Source organism: Psychrobacter sp. H25, assembly GCF_059076335.1.
The window spans coordinates 2821469-2845530 of sequence record NZ_JCACRV010000001.1 but is presented as its reverse complement, the minus strand read 5'-3'; the positions used below and the strand labels follow the sequence as shown (position 1 = coordinate 2845530).

20 protein-coding genes are annotated in these 24062 nt (G+C 45.0%); 5 read left to right on the top strand and 15 right to left on the bottom strand.

All coding sequences use genetic code 11. The features are described from left to right. Nucleotides 1-5 precede the first annotated feature (5 nt). The 6 genes from AC5JPO_RS11680 to nfsB all read right to left on the bottom strand — a co-directional run bounded on the left by AC5JPO_RS11680 (nt 6) and on the right by nfsB (nt 7422). Nucleotides 6-761, bottom strand: coding sequence for an NTP transferase domain-containing protein (locus tag AC5JPO_RS11680; RefSeq protein WP_443525886.1), 756 nt, complete (start codon nt 759-761; stop codon nt 6-8). After that, nucleotides 758-2131, bottom strand: coding sequence for an XdhC family protein (locus tag AC5JPO_RS11675; RefSeq protein WP_443525884.1), 1374 nt, complete (start codon nt 2129-2131; stop codon nt 758-760). Before AC5JPO_RS11675 ends, AC5JPO_RS11680 begins: the two co-directional genes overlap by 4 nt. A 109-nt stretch (nt 2132-2240) precedes the next feature. After that, nucleotides 2241-4664 (bottom strand): molybdopterin cofactor-binding domain-containing protein, encoded by a 2424-nt coding sequence (locus tag AC5JPO_RS11670; RefSeq protein ID WP_443525882.1) that lies wholly within the window; start codon nt 4662-4664, stop codon nt 2241-2243. Nucleotides 4665-4666: 2 nt separating this feature from the next. Further along, nucleotides 4667-5659, bottom strand: a complete 993-nt coding sequence (locus AC5JPO_RS11665; RefSeq protein ID WP_443525880.1) for an FAD binding domain-containing protein — start codon at nt 5657-5659, stop codon at nt 4667-4669. Beyond that, on the bottom strand, nt 5656-6327 hold the full coding sequence (locus AC5JPO_RS11660) for a 2Fe-2S iron-sulfur cluster-binding protein (RefSeq protein ID WP_443525879.1): 672 nt from the start codon (nt 6325-6327) through the stop codon (nt 5656-5658). Before AC5JPO_RS11660 ends, AC5JPO_RS11665 begins: the two co-directional genes overlap by 4 nt. A 438-nt stretch (nt 6328-6765) precedes the next feature. Beyond that, a complete protein-coding gene (gene nfsB / locus AC5JPO_RS11655; RefSeq protein WP_443525877.1) occupies nt 6766-7422 on the bottom strand; it encodes an oxygen-insensitive NAD(P)H nitroreductase in 657 nt (218 codons plus the stop codon). A gap of 436 nt (nt 7423-7858) precedes the next feature. Between nfsB and AC5JPO_RS11650 the strand changes: the two genes are divergently transcribed. Together AC5JPO_RS11650 and AC5JPO_RS11645 are read left to right on the top strand one after the other, a co-directional pair. Then, on the top strand, nt 7859-8512 hold the full coding sequence (locus AC5JPO_RS11650; RefSeq protein WP_319051329.1) for a DsbA family oxidoreductase: 654 nt from the start codon (nt 7859-7861) through the stop codon (nt 8510-8512). A 43-nt stretch (nt 8513-8555) separates the two neighbouring features. After that, nucleotides 8556-9251: a haloacid dehalogenase type II gene (locus AC5JPO_RS11645; RefSeq protein ID WP_443525875.1), complete on the top strand. Its 696-nt coding sequence runs from the start codon at nt 8556-8558 to the stop codon at nt 9249-9251. Nucleotides 9252-9379: 128 nt separating this feature from the next. Here the strand turns inward: AC5JPO_RS11645 and AC5JPO_RS11640 are convergent, their stop codons facing one another. Further along, nucleotides 9380-10489 (bottom strand): S-(hydroxymethyl)glutathione dehydrogenase/class III alcohol dehydrogenase, encoded by a 1110-nt coding sequence (locus tag AC5JPO_RS11640; RefSeq protein ID WP_442967661.1) that lies wholly within the window; start codon nt 10487-10489, stop codon nt 9380-9382. 311 nt (nt 10490-10800) lie between these two features. Here AC5JPO_RS11640 and AC5JPO_RS11635 point away from each other — a divergent pair, with 311 nt between their 5' ends. Together AC5JPO_RS11635 and AC5JPO_RS11630 are read left to right on the top strand one after the other, a co-directional pair. Next, nucleotides 10801-11691 carry a LysR family transcriptional regulator gene (locus tag AC5JPO_RS11635; RefSeq protein WP_443525873.1) on the top strand — a complete coding sequence of 297 codons (891 nt, stop codon included), beginning with the start codon at nt 10801-10803 and terminating at the stop codon, nt 11689-11691. 93 nt (nt 11692-11784) lie between these two features. Then, nucleotides 11785-12300 (top strand): DUF302 domain-containing protein, encoded by a 516-nt coding sequence (locus AC5JPO_RS11630; RefSeq protein ID WP_443525871.1) that lies wholly within the window; start codon nt 11785-11787, stop codon nt 12298-12300. Between the two features lie 75 nt (nt 12301-12375). On the opposite strand, the gene AC5JPO_RS11625 is transcribed toward AC5JPO_RS11630, so the two are convergent. The 8 genes from AC5JPO_RS11625 to epmB form a co-directional block, all read right to left on the bottom strand. Then, the gene (locus AC5JPO_RS11625; protein WP_443525869.1) at nt 12376-12648 is read right to left on the bottom strand and encodes a DUF4031 domain-containing protein; all 273 of its coding nucleotides are present in this window, start codon (nt 12646-12648) and stop codon (nt 12376-12378) included. A 124-nt stretch (nt 12649-12772) separates the two neighbouring features. Further along, nucleotides 12773-15022, bottom strand: coding sequence for a transglutaminase TgpA family protein (locus AC5JPO_RS11620; protein WP_443525867.1), 2250 nt, complete (start codon nt 15020-15022; stop codon nt 12773-12775). Then, nucleotides 15019-16035, bottom strand: a complete 1017-nt coding sequence (locus AC5JPO_RS11615; RefSeq protein ID WP_443525865.1) for a hypothetical protein — start codon at nt 16033-16035, stop codon at nt 15019-15021. The genes AC5JPO_RS11620 and AC5JPO_RS11615 overlap by 4 nt, the downstream gene beginning before the upstream one ends. Nucleotides 16036-16135: 100 nt before the next feature. Next, nucleotides 16136-17092: an AAA family ATPase gene (locus tag AC5JPO_RS11610; protein ID WP_443526057.1), complete on the bottom strand. Its 957-nt coding sequence runs from the start codon at nt 17090-17092 to the stop codon at nt 16136-16138. A gap of 116 nt (nt 17093-17208) precedes the next feature. Then, a complete protein-coding gene (locus AC5JPO_RS11605; RefSeq protein ID WP_443525863.1) occupies nt 17209-17670 on the bottom strand; it encodes a c-type cytochrome in 462 nt (153 codons plus the stop codon). Nucleotides 17671-17742: 72 nt separating this feature from the next. Continuing rightward, nucleotides 17743-19842 (bottom strand): EAL domain-containing protein, encoded by a 2100-nt coding sequence (locus tag AC5JPO_RS11600; RefSeq protein ID WP_443525861.1) that lies wholly within the window; start codon nt 19840-19842, stop codon nt 17743-17745. A gap of 332 nt (nt 19843-20174) precedes the next feature. Further along, on the bottom strand, nt 20175-21896 hold the full coding sequence (locus AC5JPO_RS11595; RefSeq protein ID WP_443525859.1) for a cyclic-di-GMP receptor FimW-related protein: 1722 nt from the start codon (nt 21894-21896) through the stop codon (nt 20175-20177). Between the two features lie 387 nt (nt 21897-22283). Continuing rightward, nucleotides 22284-23291, bottom strand: a complete 1008-nt coding sequence (epmB, locus tag AC5JPO_RS11590) for an EF-P beta-lysylation protein EpmB (protein ID WP_443525858.1) — start codon at nt 23289-23291, stop codon at nt 22284-22286. 148 nt (nt 23292-23439) lie between these two features. On the opposite strand from epmB, the gene efp reads away from it, so the two are divergent. Then, on the top strand, nt 23440-24012 hold the full coding sequence (gene efp / locus AC5JPO_RS11585) for an elongation factor P (RefSeq protein WP_443525856.1): 573 nt from the start codon (nt 23440-23442) through the stop codon (nt 24010-24012). Nucleotides 24013-24062: the final 50 nt, after the last annotated feature.

Genomic DNA, 24062 nt, shown 5'->3' with positions numbered 1-24062 from the left:
TATCGCTAGGATTTCTCATCCAGCCAGCCTCGTTGCTTGGCATAGATAAGCTGATCGGGCGTATCAATATCATAGGTAAGATTATCGTTGATCACTGTACCTATTTGATCGGCTGGTAACCTTCTAATCAAATATCGTAACCCTTTATCTCCTACTAACATTGCCTGCCATTGTTTAAGCAGCTTATAGTTAATTGCTAAAGGTAGACCAATGATATGGTTTGCAGGTTTTCTAGTAGCAGAGTTTTTATTAGATTCCGCTTCGTCCAAATTTTGATGCTTTTCTAAACGCTGCCAACTACAATAGCCACTTGCCACCACGGTTTGATCGCCAGCAAGTAATGCGGTCAGATGTAACTCATCTAATGAAACCTGATCAATCCCCATAATAAGCACTTTCTCGATTGAATCAGCATCAAGACTGGCAATTTCAAAACTAGCAATGGTCTCAATACCCAAATACAAACTGCCCGCCATGCCGGTGTCAGGTTTTGAATTTAGCACCGCTTGAACCGCTGGATATTGTATAGCCAGCTCTGTGACTGCACTGGCAATTGCAGGATGCTTATCAGGAATCACCACGACAATGGATTGCGGATTAGTGCTCACTGCCAATCGGATCATATAATTAATCAACGGCTCGCCATTCTTAATAAGTAGTTGCTTAGGTTGTCCTAAACGCTGACTGAGGCCACTTGCCAATATGATGACCGCATGATTTTGCTCCTGTCTATCATTGTCTTCTAAAACTATACTATTCATACGGTACTCGGCACAATATCAGCATCCGTATTACCAACGCTTTTTGCTACATTCGAGCCCTCACTGTGAGAGCCTTCTACTGATGCAGCTTGCCCATGCATGACTGCATTCACCTGTGCCATGATGCCAAGCGCAAGAGCTTCAGGGCCATCGCCGCCTAGCTTATAGCCAATCGGATAATGCAACTTACGGATACCAGCAGCCAAGACGTCAGGTTGTGTGTGAGTGGCGCTTATCTCATTGATCAAGCGTTCGGTACGATAACGCGGCCCCAACTGACCTAAATATCTATAATTTTGCGAATGTCTTAGCAGTATCGCCAAGCGAGCGCGGTCTTGGGTCAGACTGTGAGACATCAAAGCGACCGCTGCATTATCACTCAGTGTCAGCAAGGTATCACTATCCTCTAAAGATAACGACATTACTGCATCTGCCTGAGGAAAACGCATACGAGTCGCATATTGCGTGCGGCTGTCTATAACCGTCACATGCCAGTCTTGTAGCTTTGCCATCGTCACCAGTGGCATCACGTCATTGCCCGCGCCGCAAATTAATAAACGCACTTGTGGTTGCAAGCGTTGTACGAGCCACTCAGTAGTTACCTCATTCGTTTCTATGGTCACGTATTCGGTATTGCCCTCAGACAGCTTGTATTCTGCTAACTTTTCTACAATATCCACCATCGTATTCAAAGGATTTATCGCCTCTTGTTCTGGTAAGCTTCCCGAATTGTAATATTCCTCTAGATTGATGCGCGTGCCTATTCTTAGCTCAGCGCTTTTCTCTAGACTATCCGTTTGATACTGGGAATCCTTAGTACGAATCAAAGTAGCGACCGTAATCAGCTGCTGAGTTCGCCGAACCTGACGAACTAAGGCTAAGAATGGTACAGCTGTTGCCAAACGCTCAAACAGTACATGTACACGTCCATTACAACCGAGTCCAAAGTTCAACTCATCAAAGTCTAGGCCATCCAAGTCATCTAAGTCGTCTAAGTCGTCTAAGTCGTCTAAGTCGTCTAAGTCGTCTAAGTCGTCTAAGTCGTCTGCCTCAGCATCTGCGTCGCTCGTTTCTTTGTCGATCACAACCTGCGCTTGACCATTTTCGGTATATTCAACGTCATCACCGGTCTGATAGACTTGCACAGTAGCGCCGTCACGCGTGAGCCAAAAGGCACGCTTGATAATATGTGGCTCCAAGCAGCCTCCACTGATCATCCCAACCGAGCGGCCATCTTCACAGATGAGCATCATTGCACCAGCACGGCGATATGCTGAGCCCTCAGTATGTACGACCGTTGCCAATACAGCATCGACACCTTGCTGCTGAGCGTCACCTGCCAGTTGAAGAATATCAGCGACTTGATTCATAACGTCTCTTATTTAATGATTATTTTTTGATAATGTTGAAACATACTACCGATTAATTTACAAAAACCCGCTCAGTAAGCGGGTTTTCGTCATATATAAACTTATAAAACTACTCTGGCATCTCATACAGCAGCTTGTCGAGCGTAATTGGGAAATCGTAGACACGGACACCGACAGCGTTGTAGACGGCATTGGCAATCGCGGCAGCCGCACCTGCGATAGCCGTCTCACCGATACCTTTGATATGCATTGGGTTGGTATACGGATCATCCTCTTCTACCAAGATAACTTCCAACTGCGGTACGTCTGCATTGACTGGCACATGGTACTCGGCGAGGTCGTGATTACAGAGACGACCGTCACGTTTATCATGGATAACTTCCTCCATTAGTGCTGAGCCGATACCGAACACCATGCCGCCGTAGCATTGTGAGGTTGCTGTTTTGTGGTTAAGAATACGACCAGCGGCAAATGCACCTGTCATACGCTTGACCCGAATCTCACCAGTCACCTTGTGAACAGCGACTTCAGCGAAGTTAGCACCAAACGACGACTGACGATACTTTTTGCCATTCTTGCCTGGCTTTATCTGACCTTTAGCACTGACTTTTTGCTCATCATAGCCAGCGACTACTTCTGCAAGCGCGTAAGCATCTGTATTATCAAAGTCATACTCCTGTGATGCCGACTCTCCTGATAATGAAAGCCCTGTAGTTTGCGATAGCTTATCAATAGTACTATCAGCAAATGATTGACCACCCTTCTTAGCCGCTTCTACTGCCGTTAAATCATGCTCGCCTGCTTTTTTAATTTGACCATTGTCCAACTGAATGTTATCAGGATACAGACCAACTTTTTCTGCTAGCATTTCACGCAGCTGCTCGCAAGCTAGGTAGACACTACTACCAGAACTCGCAGCGCCCCAACTACCGCCTGAGCCTGATGCTGGTGGCAATGCACTGTCACCTAACTTCATTTCGACATGATCGATAGGCAGTCCTAGCAGGTCTGCAGCTACCTGAGAAAACACCGTATAAGACCCTGTACCAATGTCTGTCATATCTGTCTCGATAACAGCTTTGATACCGAGTGCTTTTGACTCATCTACCTGTAGGGTTGCACGTGCTTCAGATGCCTGTAATTGGTTGCCGCGAGCAGCAGCAGCCATGCCTGTACCTATCCACCAGTCACCTTCTAGCTGACTGGCAGGTTTTGCATTTCTTTTATCCCAACCGAACTGCTTAGCACCTTGCTCCATACACTCAATCAGCTTACGTGTCGAAAATGGAATGTCTTTGCTAGGATCTTTTTCAGGTTCATTGCGACGACGCAGCTCGATAGGATCAAGCGCTAACTGGGTAGCCAACTCATCCATTGCACACTCAACGGCAATCATACCAACCGCTTCCCCAGGCGCACGCATTGAGCCGGATAACACTTGGTTCATGTCTACCATTTCATAATTTACACGGCGGTTTTTGCCACTATATAGATAGTGTGTAGACAAGGCAGTTGGCTCAAAGAAAGCCTCATCTGGCAAATTACTAGAGATCGTATCGTGAATCAATGTATCGATCACACCGTCATTGTTCGCACCGATTGCGATACGCTGACGCGTGTTTGAGCGTCTGATTGTCGCCTCCATCACTTGTGGACGCGTCATAGTGATCAGCACAGGGCGACCAAGATCTTTTGCAGCAATCGCCGCCGCAATAGATTCAGGAGCAATACCAAGCTTACTACCGAACCCACCACCGACATAGTGTGCGATCAGTTGTACCTGATCTTTGTTCAAATCTAGAGCATCCATGACCTGCTGTTTGCAAGACGCGAGCATCTGATTGGCGGTATACAGGACTAGCTTATCGTCTTCCCAATGAGCCAACGTCGCATGGGGCTCCATCGCAGAGCTGTTTTGACTTGGCGTATGATAAAAGCGATCAACGGTCACTGCCGCATCAGCTAAGCCTTTATCCGGGTCACCTTGGACATAGTTTTTGTCAGAGCCTTTCTGCTCATCGACCGCGTGTGCATTAGAGAGCTCTTGAGTAAAGTTCAATGCTGCCTGATCAGTCTCGTCTGTATAAGTAACCTTGAGCGCCTTCGCGCCTTCTCTCGCTGCTTCGAAAGTCTCAGCGATGACTACCGCGATGGGCTGACCATGATAAAAAATCTCAGTCGCTCCCTGCGTCGGTGCTTTTTTTAATCCACCTTGTTGAGAGTTACGTAAAAAATGCTCAGGATCGGTCACAACCTTAATAATATTAGGAATGCCTTTGAGCGAATCGTTATCAATGCTCTTAACTCGCCCTTTGGCAATTGTCGCACCTACCAAGACACCATACGCTTTGTTGTCTAGATGTATCTCAGCACTATAATGCGCTTGCCCGCTGACTTTTAATGAGCCATCGACACGATTGATCGGCTTGCCGACTAGCTTACTTGCCGTTGAGCTAAATAGCGTTTCAACAGGCTCATCCATGGTCAGTTTTTTGGTCGGTTCTGACTGCGTGATTGATTGTAATAGTGCCATAATTATGCTCCCTCGCCCGCTAGTGCGCGCTGAATGACTTGTTTTAGTAGGCGACGCGTCAATGGTATTTTAAAGTCGTTCTGACCATTGCCTTTGGCATCACTCAATAGCAGATCGGCTGCCTGTGTGATGACGTCATTGTTGCCATCGGTATCTGTCAATAATGCTTCAACCGCCTCATTGCGCCATGGCCTAGTACCAATACCACCAAATGCCAAACGTACTGTGTTCAGCTTACCACTGTCATCAACATCTACCACTGCTGCACAAGAGACCAGTGCAAAAGCATAAGAGGCTCGGTCACGTACTTTGTCATAAGTATGTACACCCTTAATAGGAGCTGGCAGTACAACATGGGTAATCAGCTCACCTGCCTCCAATACATTTTCGATATGCGGCGTGTCTTTTGGCAAACAATAAAAGTCTTTGACATCGATAGCACGAGTCGAGCCATCTGCTTTAACCGTCTCTATCGTCGCATCTAGTAAGCGCATTGCCACTGCCATATCGGATGGATGCTGAGCAATACATGAATCACTGGTACCTAAGACAGCTAGAGTACGGTTCTCCCCATTGATAGCAGGACACCCTGTGCCCGGTTCACGCTTGTTGCAAGCGCTGTCTGTTTGATAGAAATAGTAGCAACGGGTACGCTGCAAGAAATTGCCACCTGTAGTCGCCTTGTTACGTAGCTGACCGGTCGCCCCTGCCAAAATTGCTCGCGACAATACTGGATAATTGGCAATCACGTCAGGGTGGGCGGCTAGATCACTATTGGTGACTAGCGTGCCAATACGTAAACCACCATTATCAGTAGTCTCAACCTGCTCTAATTCTAAACGGGTGATATCGACCAGTTTGATTGGGCTCTCGATCTCTAGTTTCATAAGATCTAATAAGTTGGTACCACCAGCGATAAAAGAAGCATCTTTGGTACTTGCAGATATTGCGGCTTGCTCTGGTGCATCAGCACGGCTGTATTCAAAACGTTTCATGAGCGGCCTCCTGTCGTACCAGTTACTGTTTCTTTGTTTGTATTCTTATTGGCTGCTGAAGCTTTACCAAGTTGCGTCTCGCTTGGCGGCGGTGACCAAATACCTGTCACGCTTGAATTTTGTGTGGAGGTGTTATTGGTCTGGGCAGCAGACTCTGACATCTCACTTTCAAGTACTTGTGAGATGGCTTTAATAATATTTGGGTAGGCAGAGCAACGACAGATATTACCGCTCATACGCTCAGCGATTTCTTGTACCAGTAGACCATCAGGATGTTGTAAGTCTGTGCTCACATGGCTTGGCCAATTTTGTTTTACTTCTTCTATTAATGCAGTGGCCGAACAAATCTGTCCTGGTGTGCAATACCCACACTGAAAAGCATCGTTATCTTTAAAGGCTTGCTGCAACGCCGAGAGCGAGTCTGGCATCCCAATACCTTCGATCGTCGTAATGTCATCGCCATCATGCATGATGGCAAGTGTAAGACAAGAGTTGACACGGCGACCATTGATAAGCATGGTACAAGCACCGCATTGACCGTGATCACAGCCTTTTTTGGGTCCAGTAATTTGTAGATGCTGACGACAGACGTCGAGCAGTGTCGTACGGGCGTCAAGATTCTCGAGCTGATAATCCTGCTTATTGATTGTTAACGTCAAGGTAGACATGCTGGCTTCTCGCTGGCAGATGAATATAATGGGTGAAAAGATCGCCTTGTAGCTACAGCGACAATAAATCCATTATGACGTACCAAAAAACTTGTTTTGTTTTTACTTTGTAGTTATTACAGTGTAGTTTTTAAACCGTAGCAAGTTCTGTAAGCGAGCATTACCAATAGCTGCAGGTTAATTGATAATCATTTGCATCAACTATAATTAACCACCTATTGATGCCTAATATAGGTTGGTTGTTGTCTATAAGTACTCAAATTTAGGCTTGATAATCTGACAATATACTTTGTGATGCGAGCAATACGTTCTTAGAAAAAGACAGCAGATTGAATAAATTTTGATAAAAAAAAGCTCTATAAACGAAAGCTTATAGGGCTCTTAAAAAGCTAATTTAGAATAGTGGTCACAAACAAGTTGCGAACCAAACACTATAAACTAAGCCTTTGTGATAATGGTCTCTTCGTCAAAGCGAGATTTGGGTAACTCAGCATTGAAATCATCTTCGCTACGGTAACCAAGCGAGATGATGGCAACGGCTGTGTAGCCCTTACTACGTAATTCAAACTCTTCATCAAGCGCTTTTAAATCTGCGCCTTCCATCGGCACAGCATCAATACCCAAAGTAGCAGCTCCCAGTAGCAGTGCACCCATATTGAGATAGAGCTGTTCAATCAACCAATGCGGCTCATCCTTTTGCTCATAACGGCGAATATCCAAGAACATTTTGCGCGTTTGATGCATTTGCTCTCTGAATTTTGGTTCTGCAAAGCGACCATCACTATCTTCTTTGTCTAATATTTCCTGTAAAAACTCATCATCAGCATAGACACGGCTACAGAATACGATGACGTGCGAAGCATCTTTTACTTTGGCATCATTAAACTCATACATACCTTCAGTGCCTTTGGCGACTCGAGCTTTGCCAGCTTCATCATCAGCAATCACAAAGTGCCAAGGCTGAATATTAGTGCTTGACGGACTGAGTCGCAAAATGTCCTTTAAACTCTGAAAGTCTTCTGCTGATATTTTTTTATCGGTATCAAATTCTTTGGTGCTGTAACGCCATTTCATTGCTTCAGTGATACTTTTCATATATGACTCCTATAATTAAAATTTTATTTGTGGTTAGAGCTCTATTATTGATTAGGTATCCGATATTAACGTGGTTTATTTGTTAGCCTACGTTATCAGTTGTCATTGCTCATATATAAGATCATCTCAGACAACCACCCTTTTTATGACCGTGATAAATGGGTTAATTTTTCATATGCTTTATTATTAATACTTTAAACCATCTTAGACACCAGTCAGAGTTTGCAAAAGACTTATTTGTCTCATTGGTGACAGTTACAATTAAGCTACCTAAGTGGTAACGCTGGCTGCAGAGGATACATTGTAATCACTCGATCATTCTCTTAGTATGAACTGACCTATTTTGCAGTGAGCAGGGTTATCTAGACAACTGTCCCTCATACCCCTGTCGTTGCCTTATCACACAACATACCAATAAAAATCCCTGCGAGGACTTATGAAACCATCAGAAAACACGCTCCGTATAGACATCGTCTCTGACGTTGTCTGCCCATGGTGTGTCATTGGCTATCGTCAATTGGCAGCAGCACTTGAGCAAACCAATACAGAACATACTATCCACTGGCATCCGTTTGAGCTGAACCCAAATATGCCAGACGAGGGTCAAAACTTACGCGAGCACATCATCGAAAAGTATGGCTCGACCAAACAAGAATCAGATGCGAGCCGAGTCAGAATGACCGAAGCCGGTCGTGAGGTTGGTTTTGAGTTCAACTTCAATGACGACACACGCATGCACAATACCTTTAATTTGCATCAGCTTCTGCATTTTGCAGATCAACAAGGCAGCATGCATGACTTAAAACAAGCGTTGTTTACCGCGCACTTCACTAACAATAGAGACATCTCAGACATCCATGTACTTGCTGATATTGCAGCAGAGACTGGTCTTGATAAAAGTGAAGCGTTAGCGGTATTAGAAGGTCAGTTTTTTGCAAAAGAAGTACGAGCAGAAGAACAACACTGGCAACAACAGGGCATCCAAAGTGTACCAGCGATCATCTTTAATGAACGTCATTTGGTCAGTGGTGCTCAAGGTGTCGAGAACTATGTCAGTATTTTAGAGCAACTGGCTAACATGGCTGAGTAAATCACTTGTCGTTATAAAAAATCATTATAAAAAGGGATACTTTATGTCTTCTAAAAACTTTCCTTCGATTATCGTGTTCGATGTCAATGAAACGCTATTGGATATCGACACGCTTACGCCATTTTTTACGCGAGTTTTTGGTAAGCAGATAGTATTACGCGAATGGTTTGCTCAGCTGGTGTTGTATTCGCAGACAATGACACTCTCTGGTCTGTATGCACCTTTTGGTGAGATTGGTGTTGGCGCATTGCAGATGGTGGCTGATATCAGACAAGTGACGCTGACAGACAACGATATCAATGAGTTCAAAGAAAGAATGAGCGCGCTGCCTGCTCATCCTGATGCGGCGCCTGCCCTTACACGTTTGCGGGAGGCAGGGTTCCGACTGGTGACGCTCACCAACTCAGCGAGTAGCCCATCTCCTACGCCGTTAGAAAAAGCAGGGCTAAGCCAGTTCTTTGAACAACATTTTAGTGTTGAAACCGTTAGTAAGTTCAAGCCAGCGCCTGAGACCTACCAGATGGTAGCTGATACGCTTGCTGTTGAGACGTCGGACTTGTGCTTAGTTGCTTGTCACCTTTGGGATACCATCGGTGCCCAAGCGGCAGGTTGCCGAGGTGCCTTTTTGACGCGGCCTTACAATGAGATGCTGAGCGCGCCAAATGTACCCGTACCAGATCTGACCGCAGCAGACTTATTGACACTAACGGACCGAATCATTAGCAAGCAAAACACTTGATACACCAAGCTAAGAGCCTGTGTTTAGACATAACATACGAAAAAGCTGCTTCAATATCGAAGCAGCTTTTTTATTGTGCAGTCGTCAAGTTAAAAACTCGATTCTGACATCATCATCAGTAGCGACGCTTAAAAATTGACAACCGTACGGATGCTCTCGCCTTTATGCATCAAGTCAAACGCTTCGTTGACATCTTCTATTGGCATCGTATGCGTGATGAAATCCTGCAATGGGATTTCGCCCGCAAGGTAACGCTCTACATACCCTGGTAGTTCTGTGCGACCTTTGACACCGCCGAATGCTGACCCTTTCCAGACGCGACCTGTCACTAACTGGAATGGACGCGTTGAGATTTCTTGCCCGGCACCAGCGACACCGATGATGACTGACTCGCCCCAGCCTTTGTGACAGCACTCTAGCGCCGAGCGCATGACATCGACATTGCCAATACATTCAAATGAATAATCAACCCCGCCATCGGTCAGCTCAACGATGACTTCCTGAATCGGCTTGTCATAGTCTTTCGGGTTAATGCAATCGGTTGCACCTAGCTTTTTGGCCAGTTCAAACTTGCTCTCGTTGATATCAATGGCAATGATGCGTTGGGCTTTTGCCATTGCAGCGCCAATTACTGCTGATAGTCCGATACCACCCAGACCAAAGATAGCCACGGTTGCGCCTTCTTCGACTTTTGCCGTATTCATGACTGCGCCCATGCCTGTGGTCACACCGCAACCAAGCAAGCAAACTTCTTCTAATGGTGCTTCTTTATTAACTTTGGCTAATGAGATTTCTGGTAATACCGTATATTCAGAGAACGTTGAGCAGCCCATGTAGTGATAGATTGGTTCGCCGTCTTTGTAAAAACGTGTGGTACCATCTGGCATCAGTCCCTTACCTTGAGTCTCGCGCACCGCAGAGCAAAGGTTGGTTTTGCCTGAGCGGCACATTTTACAAACGCCGCACTCTGCTGTGTATAACGGAATAACATGGTCGCCAACTTCTACGCTAGTCACGCCTTCGCCAACTTGCTCAACGATACCACCACCTTCATGACCCAAAATCGCAGGGAATACGCCTTCTGGATCTTCACCAGATAAGGTGAACGCATCTGTGTGACAGACGCCGCTTGCGACGATTTTGACCAGCACTTCACCTTTACGCGGTAGCATCACGTCGACTTCTTCGATAGATAGTGGCTCATTTGGTGCCCAAGCGATGGCGGCTTTTGATTTGATAAATTTATCTGACATAGGAGTCTCTCTTTTAGTTGATTGTTATTTGTGAGTTGCGGTGTCGTGCAGACTTAGCAAACCACCGTCACACCTTTTTCGTTATTTCATCCGGTTATCTACTCGGCTCGATAGCTACGACTGTCATCGCTGAGACGACTAAAGATAGATTGAGCTTATCTTGCCTGCTGTCTATAGGCAAGCCTCTATAAAAGGAAAGCACCATCTCTATACATTGTTGCTGACCATTATATTTATCTCTGAGGCGATAACAATATGCTATATTTGCAAATATCTTTTACATATTGGTAATAATCATGCGCTGGGAAGGCATCAGTGAGTTTGTGTGTGTGGCAGAGCACGAGAGCTTTACACAAGGGGCAAAAGCGCTTGGCATCTCAACGGCTCAAGTTAGTCGGCAAATCAGCGCTTTAGAGCAGCGTTTGAATATCAAACTGCTCTATCGAACCACGCGCAGGGTCTCACTTACCGAAGAAGGTCGCGTCTTTTATCAGCATTGTCGCGGTGTACTCGATGGGCTAGATGCCGCTGAGCAAGCAGTAAGTAATTTGCAATCAAAGCCTCAAGGCAAGATCAAACTAACTGCACCTGTGACTTATGGCGAGCAACAATTGCTGCCTTTAATCAATGATTTTATGGTGCAGTATCAAGATATTGAAGTGAGTGCTTTTTTGAGTAATCAAAAAATCGATTTGATTGAAGGAGGTTATGATTTGGCTATTCGTATTGGCAAATTAAACGACTCAACAATGATGGCAAAAAAACTCAGCCAGCGTACCAACTTTGTCTGTGCAGCGCCTGCTTATCTTGATAAACATGGGATACCAACAGTGCTCAATGATCTCAGTCAGCATAATTGCTTACTTGGCACTCGAGATTACTGGCACTTTATAGATACTGGCCCACGTGTCAGTGAGGATACAGGTAAAGAAAAAAACCTGCGCGTCTCTGGTACCGTACAATATAACAGCGGCTATAGTCTGGTTGACGCAGCCCTAAAAGGGCTTGGTATCGTACAGTTGCCTGACTACTATGTACAAAAATATCTAGCGTCTGGAGAGCTGATAAGCGTATTGGATAATTATAGAGAGCCTGAGGAAAGTATCTGGGCCATTTATCCACACAACCGCCAGTTATCACCAAAGATTAGATTATTGGTTGATTATTTGGCAGAGCAGCTGGCTTAGTCATCTATGAAGGTGTGTTGCAATAACCAAATTGATTACGCACAATGACTATTCGATGTTACTCACTTATGGATAACCTAAAAGGATATAACTATGATAAAAATCATCTCTATCACTGCTCTAGCAATCGCCGTATCATCCTGTGCCAGTATCAATACGCTATTAGATAACACGGATACGACAGGCGCTATGACCAAAACCGCGACGTCTATAAATGCCGAAAAAGGCTTGGTCACTTTACAGAGCAATCACTCTGTCCAAGCTACTGCTGATAAACTGGTCTCAGTTATCGAAAGCAAAGGTATGAAAGTATTTGCACGCGTTGATCATCAAAAAAATGCGCAAAGTGTCGATCTGTCATTGCGACCCACACAAGTTGTTATGTTTGGGAACCCTAAAGCAGGTACGCCCTTGATGAACTGTGAACAGACCGTTGCTATTGATCTACCACAAAAAATACTCATCAGTGAAGATGCCGGTAACCAGGTATGGTTGTCATACAACAACCCTGACTATCTTAAGACACGCCACAATATCAAAGGCTGCGATACTGAGATTGCTAATATCTCAAAAGCACTCGATGCCATCAGCACGGCAGCCGTAAAATAAGGCGCTTCGCTATTCACTTAATTTGGCAAAAGCGCTAGCGATTGATTCAAAAAATCGAAATGAACGACGACCAGATCACCTTATCTGGTCATTAAGTTCTACTTTTAACTTTTTGGCACACTCAATAATTTTTTTCCTATCGGCAACAATAGCGCCTTGGGCAATAGCCTTTTCGCGCATTTGTACCGTAATATCATAGTGAGGATAGCTGGCATTACGGTGGAACAAGCGTGCATCTACCTCAATCAATGCCGCAAAATCATGCAGCTCTTGCAGGCTGTCTGCAAGCATATGGCACCATTTATAGCCTTTGAATGGTATCTGCACAAAATCTACATATATCGCCATATCTCAATCTCTTACTTATTTACTGAATTAGCATGCTGCATCGAGTTCTACTCTAACAACTGCTCTAATGTTGGCATGGGCATTTCTGATCACAAGTAAATCAGTGACACCAAACCCAAAAACCTTAGAGTAATTCACGTACGTTTTTCTTGAGTTGCTGAAGTGCTTTTTGATACTCGCTATGACTGGTATCAAAGGTACTCAAGCGTCCATAGCGTAACTGACGGTAGTCTTGTCTAATTTCAATGAGCTTGGTCTGAATCGTTATCGGGTTTTCACTGTCTGTCAACTTACTTGTCGCATGAGGAGTGTTGCCGTCAAGCCGACTATCAATAGCAATAGCCAAACGCTCTAGCCACGCCAGTTGCCCCTCACTGTCCTCTCGAGCCAGCGATTGATCACGTTTACCCACACGTTTTGAGAGCTGTGCAAGTGGCAAGTCCGCTGGATGCCAGCGTTTGCGGCGGCGCTGCCATATGATAAATACTAAGACTGCCATAATAATAACAGCACTGGCTGCTAACCAAATGATTTGCTGCGTGATTGATCTGATATTGAACCATTTTAATAGCGAGTCTGCCTGCTTGTCTTGATCATAGCCAACGACATCTTTTTGCCAGTAATAGCTTGCTTGGTCTGATAAGCGCCTTAATGTTTGTAGCATTTGATACTGCTGATAGCTGATTTGAGCACTAGCACCACTGCCAAACATGGCGGCCCCTTGTTGCTGGGTCATCGTATTCATGCCCTGCTCAACACGCTCAGGTGCGACAAATGCCGTCGGATCCACACGCACCCAGCCTTGACCCTCAAGCCATACCTCAGTCCATGCATGTGCATCCATTTGACGCACTTCCCATACGTTACCATTACGACTCGGCTCACCGCCTTGATAGCCTGCTACTACTCGCGCAGGGATACCAGCTGCCCGCATCATAAAGGTAAAGCTTGAAGAATAGTGCTCGCAAAACCCTGCTTTGGTCTCAAACAAAAACTCATCGATACGATTAGTATTCAGTGGCGGCGGCGATAAAGTATAGCGAAACTCTGTCTGATTGATCCAGCGCTCGATAGCAGCCATATAGCGCACCGGATCTGAGCCTGACTGCGCAAACAACTGCTTAGCAAGCGCGCGTGCCTGCGGATTACCTTCATTAGGCAGCGCAAGGTTCGAGCGCCGGGATGCTTCTGCTAACACTGGATCTATACGCATCGGCGCAAACTGCACTACATCGTAGCGAAGCTGCTGCGTCACCGGCTGGTCTTTGGATAACGTAAAGTTGGACGTGATGTTGATATCTGGTTGCTGAGAGAAAGGATAATCTAGTCCAAACAACCAGTTTTGCTGTGTAGGTTCTAGGATAACTTGATATCGAGTAGGTGCTGCTTGCACTTGTTCAGGAACAGTAGCAAAAGCGTTCTGGATCCACATAGGTGGTTGTGATCTTACTGACCACTGGCTTGCCTGAGGGCTTGGACGCCAAGTTACCCCATCAAAATCACTAAATACCAAACCGCGCCAGTAAAGCTGCTGCTGCGGTGGACGCTCATCTTCAAACTCTACGCGAAAAGCCAGCTCGGTCGACTGACCTAAATTAGCAAAATCACCAGGTGACATGCTATCAGAGACCCCTGTAATCGCTTGCTGACCTGACAACTGTACGGACCACAGCGGCGGCAATCTCGGGAAAAATAAAAACAGCACTACCAATAAAGGTAACGCGCCAATACCCAATACCCCCAAGGTACGTATGCGTCCATCACCGCGAGCATTGCTATCATCGTTGAGCGCGATAAATGCCAATAAGACGATGAGGGCACCAATGATGACCTCTAGCGTGGTAATCAAGCCTTGATCCATCAAAAATAAAGCAGCCAATACAAACAATGATAAATTCAGCACCACGTAAGCATCGCGGCGTTTGTATAATTCCCAAAGTTTACTGACCAAGCATAGCACCAAAAATGCCACGCCCATGTCCAAACCAAAAGCGGTGTTATAAGTCAGCCACAGACCGACCAACCCCAGCAAAAAACCTAGCATTTGCATGCCTTGATAGACACGCTTTAGATGAGATATTTTTTTGAATCGTCTTTTGATACGTGGCAATTGCCCAACAATACTGACAACAGCAAACCCTATTAACCACAACGGCAAGTGAGCAGCATGCGGTAATATGACTGCCACTTGAGCGATTAGGACCCAGTAGTACGCTGGTAATGCCAGCAGCTGCCGATACCATTTTTTGTTATCTGCTACGCGGTGGAGCGTTTGAGTACTATTTTTCGCTCGGGTGCGAGACCCAAGTGACAACTGCTCAAAACTTGCCATATCTGTAGTATCAGTCGCTGGAGGTTGCTTAAATTGGGTCATGGTGATTTCGCTAGCCTTAGCAAGCACGCTTGCGCAAAAACCTCACCGTCACCCATCACTGCGGTAGCAGGAGCATCATTGGGTAAACGCATTTGAAAGGGCACACCGAGCTGACCGAGCGTTAACGCACCATGAGCCAGTTGCGCCAGTTTTTGTTCATGATGCGCAGCTGGCATATCTGCATAATCTAATGTCTGCTCATGACCAACAGGATCCGCAAAATGCTTAGTAAACATTCCTTGTCCCCGTGCTACGTGACTCCAAGAGACACGCGCCAATGACTCCCCTTCTATATAATTATCTAGGCGCTCAAAGTCGTCCTGCCCTTGCCTATACTGACCGCCTGTTGGCAAATCTTCCATGCTTGCAATTGCATACTGAGTTTGCCAATCAAAGGTTTCAGGCTTGGGGTATACCCAAGCTTTACGCGCAAAATAGACATAAGACCATGCCCGCATGATACCCAAAGGATAGACAGTTTTGATGGTCAACCGTGGTAGCTCAAATTGACCACGATTGCTTGTCTGCACGGGTAGCCTTATGATTTGCTCACCTTGTAGCCTGGTAATAAGGATAGCGTTTTGATCATCCGTATCTGCTTTATCTTTACGATCAGCAGATGTCTCAAATTCAAATAGCAGCTGCCTGCGTGGTTGACGACTCTTGCTATCTAACTGTAACGTCACCCAAGCAGGACTACCTGCCTGAGTCATCGTAACGTCTAATAGACGAATATGTAGACCGGATATGTGCGCAAAAGTCACATGGAAGCTAATCAGCCAGACACTGACCAGATAAAAACATAAACCAAGCACCAAGTTGTTGCCATAATTGACACCCGCAATAAAGGTGATCACTAATAGCACAGCAAATAGCATGCCTTCACGGCTAAAAAAAATATAAACATTGCGTAGATTGAGGGTGGCACTATCGTTTTTGGGTGCACGAGAAGCAAACCAACGGCTCAGTGCTGACTTGATTGGTACGGTTAAGGCCTTTGGTAAAAAGCTCATGACTACCCTACTCTTGCCATGTGATTGACTGTGATACTCGTCTTCAACCGACGAATGTAGCCATTTGTTGTAGCCACTGCTCGAGCTACAGTATGGACAGTTAAACAGTAACTGACACTTCTGCCAATATACGCTGTGCGATCGTTTTGGTTGCCTGTCCACCGCTCACATGTGCAGGCACGAAGCGCTGGCCCAGACGATGATCCACTACGGCTGCAAACACCGCTTGGATGTCTTCAGGTACCACCTCCATATGCCCCGATACATAGGCATGAGCTTGGGCAGCACGCTGTAGCGACAGTACGCCACGCGGTGATAGTCCATGATATTCCTGGCTTGCTCGAGTTTTTGCAACGAGCCTTTGTAAATAATCCAACACAACATCTGCCACATACACTTGTCTAACACCTTGCTGAGCCATCAGTACCGCGTCAGTATCAAGTACTGCATCTAAATCTTTTAGTAGCTCGCGACGATCTTGACCTCTTAGCAGCTCACGCTCTGCTATAGGTGATGGGTAACCTAGTGATAAACATAATAAGAACCTATCTAGCTGTGACTCAGGGAGTGGATAAACACCTGCTTGCTGTAATGGGTTTTGGGTGGCAATGACAAAAAACGGTCGCGGTAAGGGATACGTTTGACCATCTTGAGTCACTTGTCGCTCTTCCATTGCTTCGAGTAGCGCACTTTGCGTTTTAGGACTAGAGCGATTGATCTCATCAGCGAGTAATAGCTGGGTAAAGACAGGCCCAGGACGGAACTCAAAGCGTTGTTTACTTTGGTCGTAGATGCTCATACCTAAGATATCAGCAGGTAGCATGTCATTAGTGAACTGCACGCGGCTGAAGCTCAGCCCTAATAGCTGAGCCAATCCTTGAGCCAGCGTTGTTTTACCCATGCCCGGCAAATCTTGTAATAACAGATGCCCACCTGCCAAGATACCACTAAGTGCAAGTTTAACGGCTTGAGGCTTGTCCAATACGATTTGATTCAACTGGGCCATCAGCTGTGCAATTTTTTGCTGATTATATTGAAAGTCAGCAGTAGTCGGCATGGACTGATTAGGCGTCGCTGCTGTTTTTTGAGAGTTGGATGATGATATATCGTTCGCGGTCTGGGTCATAGTCAGTTATCGGCTCATTTTTATGTCATAACGTTCAACAGTTAGCATCAGTTTGTATCCTCTGCAACTGCTGGAGGCTCAGCGCGGAGGGTAGATAGATAAGCAATGACGTCTGCACGCTCTTTGGCATCTGGCATGGGGTCAGATAGCATTTTTGAGTTTGGTATGGCTTTTTGTGCATCCGCAATATAAGGGTCAAGCGTTTTGGCATCCCATACCCACCCTGATGACTCTAGTCCTTTGCTATAGTCATAATCTTTTAGTTCGGCAGCTGGCGCACCATATATATTCATGAGCTGTGGGCCTTTTTTATTCAGACCTGCATTGAGCTGATGGCATTGACCGCACGCCTCTTTGTAAACCACCAAGCCATTTTTAACATCACCTTTTGTATATAAAGGTAGGGTCACTGGGTCTCGATGGTCAGGCGGAATACTGCTCTCACACGCGGTGAGCAACAAAACAGCGGCAAAAAGACTGTTTATTTGATATTTACTAATAAGTGGCATTTGGGCAATCTTTGGTTGGTAAGTGTCAGTGATAAAGAGTCTATGTCATTACAACTTTAGCATCACAACTTTCTAACTTGCTGCATGGCTTTCTAGTTTTATCGTCTGACTAGGCTCTTCTAAGTAGTACCCTTGTAGATAGCGCGCACCAACACTCCATGCAACCGACATGGTCGCCGCCTCTTCGATATAAGGCATCAACACATCCACTTTCACCTCATTGGTACTTGTGATGAGTGATTTGACAGTATCTAAGTTATCTGCTGAATTGATATCTTGTACGTAACTGCGCGCCAGACGCACCATATCTGGCTGTACCAAACTGGCAATTTCGATAGATTTGGCAGAAGATCCGAAGTTGTTAATGCCCATTTGGCAATCAACTTCACTCAGAGCGGAGAACTGAGATTTGGCTACAGTTAGGTGATCAACGATGTCTTTTTCATTGAATTGTAATGTTAATACACCGGCGGCACCGCCTACTGCCTTGATCAACTGGCTTGCAACGTTGGGTAGTTTTTTATCGACCAAGGTTGCACTCGTCAGCTGTATCAACAGTCTGGCTTCAGGATGGTGCTTGCGTACATCATTGATTTTTTTGCAGGCGTTAATAAGTACCCAGCGATCTATCTTTTCTAGTAGGTTGTGGCTCTTGGCCACAGTCATAAATTGATCTGGTGTCAATACGGTGTTTTCGGCATCGGAGAGAGGCAGGCGTAGATACACTTCAAAAAAGTCACTGCGATCCCGATCAATATCATAGATTGGTTGAAATGACAGCTCAAAGCGGTTGTTAGTGATAGCGTCAACTAACGATTCAGCAAGCGCATGGTCATCACTGTTGGCGTGTTCGCTTGGATCGTATATATGATAGGTACCGCCATGATTAGAGGTTTCTACCATAATATGGTTGATGGTTTCCATGGCACGCTCGAGTACAATGGTAGGCTCAGCGGTATTTTTCTCGATTTTGACCACTGCGATACTGACGGTCGTACTGGTCGTACGCTTATCGACTTCGATGAGCATCTCACTGATACGAGAGCCAATATGTGCTGCGAGCTTTTCAAGATCAGCGGTACTTTTATTTTTGACCAGTATCATAAATGCAGTATCACTAAAGCGGCTGACGTGCCCATCAGGTATGAGCTCATCTAACATATAAGCCACTTGTTTGACGGTTGCATCAATCCCTTTCAAACCAAGACTGCTTCTAATCTTACCAACGCTATCGAGTTGCACATACAGCAGCCCTGCTGTCAGCTCCCCTTGAGTCGCTTGCTGGTGTATTACCACCATTTGCTCCTCAAAGCCGCGACGATTATCAAGACCTGTCAGATTATCTGTGCGCTCAGCTTCAGCTAAGCGCTTAGCAACCTCTGCACTGTTACTCTGGTTTTGTTGAATGATAATCTGAGTGACCGGCTCACCCTCAAGTGTCGCTGAAGCCATTTGTAGCTTTGCCTCAAAGGTGCTGCCATCAGTACGTACACTCTCAAAGTTAAACTCTACATCTTTGCGACTGCCTTTATCAAACTGACGCAAAAATTGCTTGAAACCTTTGACATTACTTCCACCCGAAATCAAATCAATTACTGGCACACCAACGACATCATTCATCGATTTAAAGCCAAATAACTGCAGATATGGGTCGTTGGCATAGATGTGAATGCCTTCATCGATATAAGCAACGGCACTTTTTGAGTTCTTAATCAAAACATTGGCACGCTGTTCTGATTCAGAGAGCACTTGGCGTAAGGTTTTTAGCGTACGGCGACTGCGCAAGTTACTGTGCTGCAGACAGATAGCCATAACTACTGGCAGCTCTTGATCAAACCTAAGCGCTTTAATCATCGTACCACTAACAACAGCAGGTAGCCCTTCATCATTAGAGACCGCTGCTGCCGTCTCTTCATTCACTAAGCAAATCATTGGCAAATCGATACTTTGCTCTTGTACGATACTCACCACATCCGTAAAGCTCATATCATAGGCTTTGCCAAATACGAGAACGTCCCACTGTTGACGTAGTACTTTTAACAACTCTTCTTTATCGTCTAAAAATCCTAAGTTCACACTGTCATAATAACCGCTAAGCAATTGCACAAGACGTTCCGCGTAAAGCTGATCATCATTGATAACTAACAAGTTTAAGGTAGACTGAGTGCGCATAGGAAGCCTTTTAATCTTATGGACGTATTTTTATCTATTATTTCTAATAACCTGACACCTTTTCCAAAAATAAACCTAGCACAGAAAACAATAAGCTTGGCGATTATCATAATAATAACTGAGCCTTGCTCTGTATAATACGCTTGGTTAACTAATTTTGGTTACATTAAATAGGGTATCAATTAGAATAACAATATCCATCATTATAGACAATAACTCGGCAAGCTGCAGATTAACTTATGACCTTTCTTGTTTATTAGGATTCTGCGAAGAAACCCTCCAAAACCTCCACATATCAACATGTGTCTGCTTTTTGACAAAAATACCGTAGGCTACAACTGAACTATCTCATACTGACTAAACTCATCAGTCATCAGTATCTTGTTTCCCAAGCGTAATGGTGTTTGCTTGCTACCAATACGCATAACGACTCGGTCATTGTTCTGAAAGTAAGAAGGCGGTACGATGAGCGTACTCGTGGTTTTTAGTTGCTCGTCCCTACCCAAGATAAATGCAGGTACAAAGTGACGGTTTCGTAGCTCTCTACCCTCTAGACGCAAGCCGCAAGCCACAAGTTTATGTCCGAGCACTTGCCATTCTATGATTGGGGCTTTGCTATCAAGATTCGTCCAGCGCACGACACCTATTGACCAGTCAGTTTGTTCTGTTGCCGTAGAGTGGCAGATCAAAAACAAACGCATGAGATGTAATAGTGGCGGTGCATTTCTAGAAGTGTCATCTTCAGCTATTACTTGATCAGGGCTATCAGCATTCTCTTTTTCGGGCCCATCTGCTTCTGGCAACAGTTGCAGCGCACGAAACAGTGAAAGGTGATCATGGCTATCAAATACTCTAATATTTAACGGATTGTTGCTATTTTGCTCTTTACCAAATGTGTCATAACGAGGTCTCTCTTCCTCTGCTAGCTCTTTTATTGATACCAAATTAGCAAAGCTGTTGAAATCGCCCACACGGTAATGAATATCATTAAAACCTGTGACCAATAGCGCTTCTTGTTTTTTGCTATATTTGGTAGGCAAAGTAAGCGGAGGCTGTAAGTAACGATAACTGACTGTTGATGCGATTGTATTGAGCAAACCGTACTCTAACGCTGCACTACTATCTCCAAGTAGAGCCTGCTTGCGTGAATCAAAATACTCAATCATCGGTGCCAGCTCTAAGAATAGACAAGTGCGATGTTCTTCATAAGGGTTTATCTCAGAGTTAGCCGTGAGATAGCTTGGTGGGTAATGAGCTTCCAAATCAACAAATACGCGTGTTCTGGTGGTAGGCTCTGTTGTCGCGACCATGTGCTTTGCCCATTCAGGCAAAAAACGCTGCACTAGCAAAATATTGGTGCGACGCATACCGCGTAGGTTTAGCAGACTGTGTAAACAGATTTGACAATATAGCTGATAGATATTGTTTGCATGAGGGACAGCCGCGTCTATACCCAAATCAATATCGGTTATGCGGTGCTGATAGGCCAGATGATACAGCTGATTGATTTTTGACCACAGATAACTTGCCGGTGGTCGATAGCAGAGTACCTCTTCTGCCAGTATTTTTTGATAGCTGGACAAAGACTGGTAAATAGCAATAGCAAACGTATTAGAAGATTTCTTATTATTGAAATAACGCTGCCAGCCATTGCCCAAAGAGCGTTTAGACCCAGTATTAGGCTCTGAATCTTGTTGGCGTATGATCCTATCATAGACCATGATGATGAGATAATGTAACGACTTGGTTTGTGCGACATAGCCTAGCTGAACCTCATCGAACACCCCTGTCTCATAAATATACTGTTGCCGTAAAGCAGCAATCAATCGAATTGAAGCGTCAAGTACTGATGCCATCAACTTGAGACGCTGATCTTCATCTATATGAGCTTCTCGTAAAGCTATGAGTACACTCTCTAGATGCTGGTATTGCTCCTCAGGCGTTTGTGATGGTAGCGTGGTCAGTAGCTTGACTAAGTAACGCTCTTGACCGTTTACTGATCGATTTGACGATATTGGCAATGCTACAGTAGAAGACAAATGCTCTTGAAACATGGATAACGTTATCATTGGTATTACTACTCACTATCAGTCAATATCAGTCGCTTTGAACGAACGTGCAAAAGTACGCAATCACAAAAAATAGCGTTCCATGAGGTACAGAATATAAATGTAATAACGCTATAAAGAGCAGTACCTACACTCATAAGTATTTATACAATCGAGTTGATAGATACACATTATCAAATATAAGGACAGGCTGTATTATGAATTCTAGTATCTAAGCACAACGAGGTAGCTTTTATAAGCAAATACAACTCCCTTACGCACTATTACCATATGCACTATGTTGTCACAACAACTGGCACACTCGCTTTTAATAGTACGCGCGCTTTCAATAATTGCTTTTTGTTTGCTATTCAAAGCACCATATTGCCTAAACTAAGTCTTGCTGTAAATGTCAATCGGCACTTTAAACGGTCTATTCGGCAGCTCTCTCACCAGCTTAGGTACCAAATATCCTGGTAATGCTGATAATAGTGACCAGTAAAGCTCAATTGACGACCGCTCGTCGCTATCGAAATGTGCGGCACCAGCAACTTTATCTAGCACATGCAAATAGTATGGTAATACGCCAGAAGCAAACAAACGCTGACTAAGCTGCACTTGTGCGTCGACAGTGTCATTGACACTTTTTAATAACACTGCCTGATTCAATAGCGTAACGCCAGCTGCCCGGGCACGTTGCAAGTATTCAGCTGTTAATTCATCAATCTCATTGGCATGATTGCAATGGATCACCATGACGATACGGCAACGACTTTGAGACAGTCTATCTAATAGATCGGTATCTAAACGCGCTGGGATGACGAGTGGCAAGCGGGTATGCAGCCTAATCGTAGTGAGCTGCGCAACAGACTCAAGAGCATCTAACCATGCAAATAAGCGTCTGTTGTTCACATTTAATGGATCACCTCCACTTAAAATCACTTCATTAATCTCGGGGTGTTCGCCAATATAATTGATGATATTTTGTTTTGCCTCCGCAGTAGGCATATTGGCGCTATAGTCAAAGTGCTGACGAAAGCAGTAGCGACAATGAATGGCGCACGCCCCCGTAATTGTCAACAGGACTCTCGACTGGTATTTATGTAGCATGCCCTTGATAGGGTTTTGAGTATTTTCACTCAAAGGATCGGCCACGTAGCCTGTGACGTTGATTTGTTCCTGCTGATCCGGCAGTACTTGCTTTAATAACGGATCATCACGGTCACCCACGACCATCTTTGCTACAAAAGCGCGCGGCACACGTAGCGCAAAATGCTTGGGTATATAGACATCGGCACGCAATGACTCCAGCTGTAGGATACTCAGCAGCTCGTCAACGGACGTAATGGCTTCGGATAATTGATTTTGCCAGTTTTTTTGTGTGATTAAATGGTTTATCATGACAGCCTACTACCTGTACCCAAAATCCGATATTATACGCCCTTAGTGTCTACCCTATCAAAGTATACCCGCTGATACGTAAATACTTGGCTGAACAATAGCTTTTGGTATAGTCAGCCTCATCTATTACAACCCCTAGGAGTCTCTTGTGGCAAGTTTTTCTACTAATGAATTCAAAGCTGGTCTAAAAGTTATGCTTGATGGCAACCCTTGTGCCATTCTTGAAAACGAGTTTGTAAAGCCTGGTAAAGGTCAAGCCTTTAACCGCGTTAAATTGCGTAACCTTCGTAGCGGTAAGGTATTAGAGCAAACATTCAAATCAGGCGATAGTTTAGAAGCCGCTGATGTGATGGATACTGAAATGAACTATCTATACAACGATGGTGAGTTTTGGCATTTCATGCATCCTGAAAGCTTTGAGCAGATTCAAGCTGACAAAAACGCCATCGGTGATGCTCCTAAATGGCTAAAAGAGAACAGTAATGCATTGTGTACCATCACTCTGTTCAACGGCTCCCCATTATCAGTCACGCCGCCTAACTTTGTTGAATTGCAGATTACGGAAACTGATCCTGGCGTACGCGGTGACACGTCAGGTGGTGGCGGTAAGCCTGCCAAGCTAGAGACAGGTGCCGTTGTACGTGTTCCTCTATTTGTGCAGCAAGGTGAAGTTGTTCGTGTTGATACTCGTACTGGCGACTATCAGACTCGTGTGAGCTAACCGATCTGTAAGCCTAGCTGGCAGCTGATACTTGTATCACTATCATCAAC